The sequence below is a fragment of the Kitasatospora sp. NPDC007106 genome, assembly GCF_040634455.1.
Classification (GTDB): Bacteria; Actinomycetota; Actinomycetes; order Streptomycetales; family Streptomycetaceae; genus Kitasatospora; species Kitasatospora arboriphila.
In genome coordinates, this window is the sequence record NZ_JBEYFP010000281.1 from 1 (window position 1) to 7406 (window position 7406).

Consider the following 7406-nt stretch of genomic DNA (forward strand, 5'->3'; position numbering starts at 1 on the left):
TGGGCACCCGGCCGGGTGCCCGCCGGCCTCCGTCCGGTGCCGCCGACCGCCGGACGGAGGTGTTCACCACGGGTTTCCCGTGCCGAATCCGATCGGACATCCGCGCACTCGTAGGGTGTTGATGTGGACACTCAGAAGATCCGCCGCACCACTCCGGCGGCCTCCGGCATCCCGGCGCCCGACCGCACGGCCGTCCGGGTCGTCGCGCACCGCGGCTCCTCCGCGGCGCTGCCCGAGCACACCCTGGAGGCGTACGCCCGGGCGATCGAGGAGGGGGCGGACGGGCTGGAGTGCGACGTCCGGCTGACCGCCGACGGCCGGCTGGTGTGCGTGCACGACCGCACCGTGCGGCGCACCTCGGACGGCCGGGGCGCGGTGTCCGCGATGACGCTGGCTCAGCTCTCGGAGCTCGACTTCGGCTCCTGGCACTCGCCGGACACCCCGCGGCCGAGCTCGATCCTGACCCTGGCCGGCCTGCTGGAACTGGTCGCCCAGGCGGGACGCCGGGTGGAGCTGGCCATCGAGACCAAGCACCCGACCCGGTACGCGGGCCGGACGGAGGCCGAGCTGGTGCGGCTGCTGGACCACTACGGGCTGCTGCCGCGCACCCCGGAGGAGTCCACCGTCCGGATCATGAGCTTCTCCGAGCTGTCGCTGCACCGGGTGCGCCGGGCGGTGCCCGCGATGCCGACGGTGTACCTGCTGGAGCGCCGGCTGCCGGTGCTCGGCCGGACGCGGTCGCTGCCCGGCGGCGCCGCCGTCGCCGGGCCCGGCATCGAGCTGGTGCGGCGGGACCCGGGCCTGGTGACGGCGCTGCGCCGGGCCGGGCACCGGGTGCACGTCTGGACGGTCGACGAGCCCGAGGACGTCGAGCTCTGCCTGGAGCTGGGCGTGGAGGCGCTGATCACCAACCGGCCGCGCGAGGTGCTGGCGCAGCTCGGCCGCTGAGCGCACCACCCGGGCGGAGCGGTGTGCGAACGGCGCACGGCGGGGCGCGGACTTCTGACAGAAGCTCAGAGAACGCTCAATTCCTCGGACTTTCACAACAGACCGTAAGCGGTTTATCGGTGGTTGAATACGGTGGGTCGCGGGCCCCGGGAATGTCTCTGCGCGATCGCCGAACGGTCGTTTCCGACGCATTCCCAGGGGGCATCCATCCCTCGGCAGACGCTGAAGGAGGTCCCGGGGGTGGCGTTGATGGTGGCGCGTGCTGTGCCCGAAAAGACAGGGCCGACTTCGTCGACCATGGCGGTGCCGCACGGTCCGGCCGGCGTCGGAGCGGCTCGCCGGAGGATGCGCCGGGAGCTCGGTGAACGGGCGGTACCGGAGCAGGTCGTCGACGACGCGGTGCTGATCCTCTCCGAACTGCTCAGCAATTCCTGTCGTTACGCGCGGCCGCTCGGAAAGTTCTCGGAACTGGTCGGGCGGACGACCGCCGACATGGTGGACGCGGTCCTCGTGCGGGCGGTGACGGCCTCCCGGCACGGCGGCGCGGAGACGGCGGAGGAAAACGATCCGGGCGGGATCCTGGTCCGCTGGTGGACGCACGCGGACGGCATCGTCGTGGAGGTCACCGACGGCGGTGCGCCGACCAGGCCGCGGCCGGCCAGCCCGTCGCTGACGGCGCGCGGCGGACGCGGGCTGAGCATCGTCGGCAAGCTGGCCGACGCCTGGGGCGTCCGCGACGCGCCGGGCGAGGTGACGGTCTGGGCCGCCCTGCCGCTGCGGCCGGAGCGGCGCGACGATCCGGCCGCCTAGGCCGGCCGCGCAGGCCGGCTGCGGGGCGCGCGGGCGGGTCCGTGGCGACCCCGCGGGGGTGCGTCCGCACCGGTGGGCGGCACGAACCTCAGTAGGCTGCGGGTGCACTGTCGCCGTTCCCGGGAGCCCCGCCATGGCCAAGAAGGCCGCAAAGTCCTCGTCGCAGCCCAGCACCGCCACCGCCACCGGCGAGATCCCGGTCGTCGGTGCGCGCGAGAAGTGCCCGTGCGGCTCCGGCCGCCGGTACAAGGCCTGCCACGGCCGGGAGGCCGCGCACGCCGTGCAGGAGCTGGTGCACCGCCCGTTCGAGGGCCTGCCGGGCGAGGCCGACTGGGTCGCGCTGCGCGAGCTGGTGCCGGCCGCCACCGTGCCGCTGACGCTGGCCGCCGGGGTGGCGGACGGCGCCGTCGGCGAGGTGCCGTCGGTGACCCTGGCCACCGTGCTGCCGCTGGCCTGGCCCGCGCTTCGCCGCGCGGACGGATCGATCCTGCTCGGCCTGCAGACCCAGTCGGGCTCGGGCGACCTGAGCCGCGACCTGGCCGACGCGCTGGAGCTGGCCCTCGCCACCGAGCCGGGCACCCCGGTGCCGTCCCGCCGGACGGTGCCGGGCGGCCGCCGCCTGCAGGACCTGCTGGACACCTCGGCCGGCTTCGTCCCGACCGTGCACACCGGCTTCGAGTTCTGGCTGGAGGACGCCGAGTCCGCCACCGGCGAGGTCGCCGCCTCGCTGGAGCGGGCCAACGCCTCGGCCATCCCGACCGAGAAGGTCGCCTCCGTGGACGCCGCCTACTGGTGCGGCACCCCGGACAAGAACCACCTGCGCTGGGTCATGACCGTGCCCGAGGAGAAGCTGCTCGACGCGCTGGCCCGGCTGTCCGCGGCCGGCCGCAGCTCGCTCGGCGAGGACACCAAGCTGGTCGGCTCGTTCCGCGCGCACGGCCTGACCGTGCCGGTGTGGGACCTGCCGGTGGAGTTCTCCGCGAAGGACTGCGAGCAGCCCGCCGCCGAGTTCGCCGAGCGGCTGGCCGGCGCGCTGGCCGAGACCGCACCCCTGTCCGCGGAGGAGCGCCGCGCCCGCGCCAACCTGGTGAGCCGTCAGATCACCCTGAACTGACGGGGAATGTGACTCCGGTCACATTTCCACCGGTGGGACGAAAATGCCAGGTCGGCCATGGGCGGACAAATTGGCGCCCCGCCGGATCTTTGTTACTGTTTAAACAGTCCGGTCGCTGGTGCATCCCCCGTCGCCAGCGACCGGATTTTCCATTCCCGGGACACCCGGGGACGCCCGGCGGTGCCGCGGAGGCGCCGCGTTCCGGCCGCCCCGCGCCCGGCTCAGTACGCCAGCCGGCTGTCGTCCGGCTCGGCCACGCTCGCAGCGATCAACCCCTCCAGCAGGGTGCCGACCTGAGGCAGCCACAGCCCGTTCCCGACCGGCGGTGACACCCAGTGCACCCCGCCCGCACCGGTCTGCGAGGGCGGCAGCAGGACGTACCCGCCGGGGCCGTGGTAGCGCAGCGAACCGGGCACCCAGGGCCGCTCCGCCAGCAGCCCGCCCAGCTCCTCCAGCGTGAACGGCGCGACCAGCAGCACGTGCCGCCCGGGCGCGGCCAGCACCGGGCCGACCGGCACGCCCAGGTCGGCGAAGTAGCGCAGCACCCGCTCGCCCGCCGCGGCGGGCAGGCTCACCCCGCACACCGACCGGCCGGTGGCGACCAGCACCGGCGCGCCGGGTGCCCGGCGCTCCCACCACCACTGCACCATCCGGCCGTCCGTGGTGGCGGCCGCCAGCGGCGGGTCGTGCGGATGGGCGCCGGGCAGCGGGCAGCGCTGCTCGCCGCAGCTGCACGGGCCGAACACCCCGCGGACGGCACGCGCGCCCGGCACCACCGGCCAGCCGCGGTCCGCCGCCTCCAGCGCCGCCAACAGCAGCGCGCCCTGCTCCCGCCGGCGGCTCCCCGGCCACCGCAACTGCATCCGACGCATGGGTGCTCGTTCCTCTCCGCGACCGTGGGGACCAGGACGACCGCCGGCGCGGGCGCGGGCGGTGTGAGACGAGGGAGGGGGAGGGCACCCGGAGGTTCCCGGCCGCACGGCCCCTGGAACGAGAATCCCTCATACGGCCGGATGGACGCGCGCTGCGGCCCGCCGGTTCCACCGTACGAGTGAGTCGGCCGCCGGCCGGGGAGCCGCCGCGAGGCGGAAGCATACGATCCGGACCGCAGATTGACCGAGCGTCAGCCCGAGCGGCCGCACGGCGCCGCCGCGGGCCCGCACCGGCGCGCCCCGGCACCGCCCGCGACCGCGCGCACGGGCCGCCGGGAGAGACCTCGTCACGCTTATGGACATGCCCCGATCGGCCTGTGTACAAGTGGTGGATTGCTGCCGAACAGTGAGATAGCACTCGTTCTGTCCGGTCTCGGGAGTCCTGCGTGACACGTACCAGTATGTGGGGAGTTGCGACATGACCGACGCCCAGCCGAGCGGACTGGCCGTGAGCGGTGCGGCGCTGCCCGGCACGGCAGCGTGCGGAGCGGCCCCGGCACCCTGCGGGACGGCGCCCGCGGCGGCCGTCCTGACGCCGGTCCTCCCGCTGCCGGCGCTCCTCGGCGACGAGTTCGCCGACGGGGCCGACGGCGGGCTGCAGGACCGTTTGGCCGGATGGCTGTCCGATTTCACCAGCCTCCACGAGCACACCGAACTGCTCACCCGCGCCCGGGGCCTGGACGCCGCGCTGGCGGCCGTCCTGGAGTCCGGCGCGGCCCTGCTCGGCGCCCGGCGCGGACTGATCACCACCACCGCGCGCGGCAGCGGCCGCCCCGTCGGCCTCGGCCTCGACCGCTCCGGCATCGGCGCGCTGGAGACCGTACCGGTCGAGCACGGGCCGTTCGCCGGGCTGCTCAGCCGGGCCGGCGACGGCGGGCAGCTGCTGATCGCCGACCTCGCCGCCGACCCGGCGGCCGGCCCGCGCTTCCGCGAGGTCGCCGCCCAGCTCGGCCTCGGCGCCTGCTTCGCGCTGCCGCTCGGAACCCCGGAGGACGGCCCGCTCGGCGCCGCCGCCTGGTTCTACGACGAGCCCGCCGAGCCGGGCGAGCGCCGCCGCCACCTCCTGCGCCGCTACTGCGAGTTCGCCGGGCCGGTGCTGGCCGGCCAGCTCGCCGCCGACCGGACCCGGCGGGCCACCGACGCCCTGCGCCGCGGTCTGCTGCCGGACCGGCTGCCCGTGCTGGACGGCGTCCGGCTCGCCGCCCGCTGCGTCACAGCCGGCCTGGAGCAGGCCACCGGCAGCGACTGGTACGACGCGGTGGAGCTCCCCGACGGCACCCTCGCCCTGACCGTCGGCAGCGTCTTCGGCGACGGCCCCGGCGCGGGGCCGGCCTCCGCCCCCGGGGCGGCCGCCGCGATGGGGCGCATCCGGGCCGCGCTGCGTGCCTACGCCGTGCTGGAGGGCGAGGACCCGGTCTCCGTCCTCGGCGACCTCGAACTACTGCTCAAGACCACCGAACCGGCCCGCACCGCCACCGCCGTCTACGCCTGGGTGCAGCCCGCCGAGCGGCGGGTCACGCTGGCCGGTGCCGGGCACTGCCCGCCGATCCTGGTCACCCGCGACGAGGCGCGCTTCGTCGAGACCTCGCTCTCCGCGCCGCTCGGCGTGCTCAGCTGCTGGGAGGCGCCCGGAGTGGAGCTCGCCGCCGACCGCGGCGACCTCCTGTTGCTGTACACCGAGGGGCTCGCCCGCCGCTGCGGCCCGAGCCTGCACGCCGGGCAGGCCGCGCTGCGCCGGGCCGCCGCCGACGCCCCGCGGGACGTGCTGCTCGACCCCGACCGGCTCTGCGCGCACCTGCTGGAGGTCACCGGCGGCGAGGCCGCCGGCTCCGACGACCTCGTCCTGATGGCGCTGCGCTTCTGCTGACCGGCCCGGACGGCCGTTCGGTCCGTCCTCGTACCATGGTGGGCACGGCCGCCCGACCACGTCGCGATCCGACGTGCCCCGGGCGGGGAGACGCGCGCAAGGAGGCGACGTACGTGACCGAGGACCGCACCCCGGCAGTGTCCGACAACCCCGAGGGCCTGGCCGCCGAGGAGGAGGACCAGCCGATCAAGGGCCGCAAGAACGGCCTGTACGGGGAGGTCACCGACGAGCTGGCCGCGTCCATGAAGTCGGGCTGGGCCGACACCGAGCTGCGCGGGCTGCAGCAGGTCGCCCAGGCCCCGTACGCCGCCGGGCGCCGGGCGAAGCTGTCCGCCGCGTTCCCGGGCGAGCGGCTGGTCGTCCCGGCCGGCCGGCTGCGGGTGCGCGCCAACGACACCGACTACCCGTTCCGCGCCGCCAGCGAGTACGTGCACCTGACCGGCGACCAGACCGAGGACGCCGTCCTGGTCGGCGAGCCCACCGGGGACGGCCACGACTTCGTGCTGTACCTGCTGCCGCGCTCGAACCGCGAGAACGGCGAGTTCTGGCTGGACGGCCAGGGCGAGCTGTGGGTCGGCCGGCGGCACAGCCTGGAGGAGGCGCAGGCCCTGCTCGGCCTGCCCGCCCGCGACGTCCGCAAGGCCGCCGAGGAGCTCGCCGCCGTCGAGGGCGTACCCACCCGGATCGTCCGCGGCTACGACGCGGCCCTGGAGGAGGCGCTCGCCGGCGTGCTCGACGAGGAGCGCGACGACGAGCTGAAGGTCTTCCTGTCCGGGCTGCGCCTGGTCAAGGACGAGTGGGAGGTCGGCGAGCTGCGGGCCGCCTGCGCCGCCACCGTGAAGGGCTTCACCGACGTCGTCCGCGAGCTCGGCCAGGCCGTCGCCACCTCCGAGCGCTGGATCGAGGGCACCTTCTGGCGCCGCGCCCGGGTCGAGGGCAACGACGTCGGCTACGGCTCCATCTGCGCCGCCGGCCCGCACGCCACCACCCTGCACTGGGTGCGCAACGACGGCGAGGTCCGCCCCGGCGAGCTGCTGCTGCTCGACGCCGGCGTGGAGACGAACACCCTGTACACCGCGGACGTCACCCGGACCCTGCCGATCAACGGCCGGTTCGACGCGCTGCAGCGCAAGATCTACGACGCGGTGTACGACGCGCAGGAGGCCGGCATCGCCGCGGTGAGGCCGGGCGGCCGGTTCCGCGACTTCCACGACGCGGCGCAGCGGGTGCTGGCCGAGCGCCTGCTGGCCTGGGGCCTGCTCGACCCGTCGGTGTACGACGTGGAGAAGGTGCTGGAGCTGGGCCTGCAGCGCCGCTGGACGCTGCACGGCACCGGCCACATGCTCGGCCTCGACGTGCACGACTGCGCGCACGCCCGCCGCGAGGAGTACGTGGACGCGGAGCTGGTGCCGGGCATGGTGCTCACCGTCGAGCCCGGCCTGTACTTCCAGCTGGACGACCTGACCGTGCCGGAGGAGTACCGCGGCATCGGCGTCCGGATCGAGGACGACATCCTGGTCACCGCCGACGGCAACGAGAACCTCTCGGCCGGGCTGCCCCGCACCGCGGACGAGGTCGAGTCCTGGATGTCCGGCCTGGCCCGCTGACCGGTCCGGCACGCACGGCACGCACGACGGCCGGGCACCCCGCGCGGGGTGCCCGGCCCGCGCCCGCGGAGCCGAAGGTAGGGAGGGGAAACCTCTGTACACCACACACCCCAATACTTTTTTTGTGT

At 75.2% G+C, this 7406-nt stretch carries 6 protein-coding genes; 5 read left to right on the forward strand and 1 reads right to left on the reverse strand.

Translation table 11 applies throughout. The features are described from left to right. Positions 1-168 precede the first annotated feature (168 nt). The 3 genes from ABZ641_RS20810 to ABZ641_RS20820 all read left to right on the forward strand — a co-directional run bounded on the left by ABZ641_RS20810 (position 169) and on the right by ABZ641_RS20820 (position 2872). Positions 169-948 (forward strand): glycerophosphodiester phosphodiesterase, encoded by a 780-nt coding sequence (locus ABZ641_RS20810; RefSeq protein WP_344624604.1) that lies wholly within the window; start codon positions 169-171, stop codon positions 946-948. Positions 949-1113: 165 nt separating this feature from the next. Next, positions 1114-1758, forward strand: coding sequence for an ATP-binding protein (locus ABZ641_RS20815; RefSeq protein ID WP_344624605.1), 645 nt, complete (start codon positions 1114-1116; stop codon positions 1756-1758). A 133-nt stretch (positions 1759-1891) separates the two neighbouring features. Then, positions 1892-2872, forward strand: a complete 981-nt coding sequence (locus tag ABZ641_RS20820) for a DUF5926 family protein (protein ID WP_344624537.1) — start codon at positions 1892-1894, stop codon at positions 2870-2872. A gap of 221 nt (positions 2873-3093) precedes the next feature. Here the strand turns inward: ABZ641_RS20820 and ABZ641_RS20825 are convergent, their stop codons facing one another. Then, complete coding sequence (locus ABZ641_RS20825) at positions 3094-3744, reverse strand: bifunctional DNA primase/polymerase (protein ID WP_344624538.1); 651 nt, start codon at positions 3742-3744, stop codon at positions 3094-3096. Between the two features lie 478 nt (positions 3745-4222). Between ABZ641_RS20825 and ABZ641_RS20830 the strand changes: the two genes are divergently transcribed. Together ABZ641_RS20830 and ABZ641_RS20835 are read left to right on the forward strand one after the other, a co-directional pair. Further along, a complete protein-coding gene (locus ABZ641_RS20830) occupies positions 4223-5671 on the forward strand; it encodes a SpoIIE family protein phosphatase (RefSeq protein ID WP_359983748.1) in 1449 nt (482 codons plus the stop codon). Between the two features lie 113 nt (positions 5672-5784). Further along, on the forward strand, positions 5785-7278 hold the full coding sequence (locus ABZ641_RS20835) for an aminopeptidase P family protein (RefSeq protein WP_359983751.1): 1494 nt from the start codon (positions 5785-5787) through the stop codon (positions 7276-7278). Positions 7279-7406 lie beyond the last annotated feature (128 nt).

Excerpts from the sequence above, each read along its gene's own strand:
- ABZ641_RS20820 (WP_344624537.1), top strand. The coding sequence starts at position 1,892 with ATGGCCAAGAAGGCCGCAAAGTCCTCGTCGCAGCCCAGCACCGCCACC.
- ABZ641_RS20825 (WP_344624538.1), bottom strand. The coding sequence starts at position 3,744 with ATGCGTCGGATGCAGTTGCGGTGGCCGGGGAGCCGCCGGCGGGAGCAG.
- ABZ641_RS20830 (WP_359983748.1), top strand. The coding sequence starts at position 4,223 with ATGACCGACGCCCAGCCGAGCGGACTGGCCGTGAGCGGTGCGGCGCTG.